Source organism: Xenorhabdus innexi (assembly GCF_002632485.1).
GTDB classification, from domain to species: Bacteria; Pseudomonadota; Gammaproteobacteria; order Enterobacterales; family Enterobacteriaceae; genus Xenorhabdus; species Xenorhabdus innexi.
Genome location: NZ_NIBU01000163.1, coordinates 1 through 1,505 on the forward strand (window position 1 = coordinate 1; position 1,505 = coordinate 1,505).

At 54.3% G+C, this 1,505-nt stretch carries 2 protein-coding genes; both read right to left on the minus strand.

Annotation, left to right across the window (positions count from 1 at the left end; translation table 11 throughout):
- A partial coding sequence (tssG, locus tag Xinn_RS20725; protein ID WP_099137804.1) for a type VI secretion system baseplate subunit TssG occupies positions 1-1,009 on the minus strand: 1,009 nt, incomplete at its 3' end.
- A gap of 13 nt (positions 1,010-1,022) precedes the next feature.
- Positions 1,023-1,505 (minus strand): type VI secretion system baseplate subunit TssF (locus Xinn_RS20730; RefSeq protein ID WP_169923645.1); only part of this gene is annotated, 483 nt, incomplete at its 5' end.

Sequence of the window (1,505 nt, forward strand, 5' to 3'; positions counted from 1 at the left end):
CACGATGAATTTTCTGTTCCATTTTACCCAGCCAGCTGCTCAGCCCGAGTTTTACCGGTTCTGACAGATGGAGTCCCTGTATCTCTTCGCGATTCAGAATAAGCCGGATATCCCACGCATACTCAACCCCGAGATATTGACACACCCAGTCATGCAATTGTTGTGACTTGGGTTGGGTTGGCAGGAATTCTTCATATTCTGACAGGGTTAACGGGCCCAGTTCAATGCGGAATTTATGCTGGACATCATATAATGCGGTGCCCAAAAAGGCGGACTGGCCTAAGCGCGGGCTATGACGTCCGGCGGCTAACCGGGCCTGATCCGGTTCTTCAATATCCAGCCATTGCGGTATATTTTGTTTGATTTTTAACGGAATATTGAAATAGGTGAACAGTATTTTTTCCAGCCCTTCGGCCCCATGCCCCTGACGGGATAAATGACCGGCTAATAAATAGCGGGCATGTTCATTAATCGAATCGGCCTGTTGCTGGGCTGGCAGCCCCATCCCCACCAGACAGGCGAGATAATGACAGAAACGCTGATTATCCTGCCGATCCAGCGAAACGGTGGACTGCGCATTCGCCCAGGCCCGATAGAATAACTGGATGAGACGATGGTGAAAAATATCGGCAAATGCCGTCAGCGTCGGGTCCTGATAGTTATACTGCCGGGCATAGGCATATTCGGTCAGATGGGTGGGCAGCGGCCCGTTCGGGCCGAACAAGCCAAAACTGTAAATCAGGATCTCGTAATATTTTGAGTTTTTCCGTTGTCGGGCTTCAGAGAGGGTGCTGGGGGCGAATATCATGGACGCTTTCTGCCCTAACCGCAGGCGATCGTAGCGCGGCAGGGGGGCAGAACCCAGCGGGTAATATTCCCCGGACTGGGCGTCTATCCGCCGCAGGGTCTGAAACAGATCGAACTGCCACGGGGTTCGGATCAGCTGGTGCCAGAAATCATCCGGCAGACGGCTGATACGGTGAATGGCAGTGGCGTGGCTTTCAGGCATGGTCATTTCCCCCTTACAGGAGCTGTTTTTGCCCCATCCGGGCAGGCCAGTAACCGATTTTGCCCCGTTGCTGGCTGACGAGGGTCACTTCCGTGAAGGCGTTCATGGTCACCAGCCGCGAGAATAACCGTTCCAGCACACTGCCCAGCAGCCAGGGGCTGGTGCCGGTAAATTCCTGTTCATCGACCTCCAGCTCAATCCCGACTCCGCGGGCAAACACGATGGGGCCGGGTTCAGGAACCCGGCGGTAAATGGTTTTCAGGGCGCAATGGCGGATACCATTAATCTGCCGGGCGATAGCCGGTTCGGAAAGGTTGGCATACAGGCTCAGTAATTGCCGCAATCCCTGCGTGCCCTGTTCATCATCCTTCTCCATGAAATTCAGGTAATTCAGCTGAAGCTGGCTGATTAATCGCCAGGACACCGATCCCTGTGCCAGCGCCGGCCGGGGGATGGTCGGCCTTTTCAGCAGCACAATGTTATTGATAGGGATGGA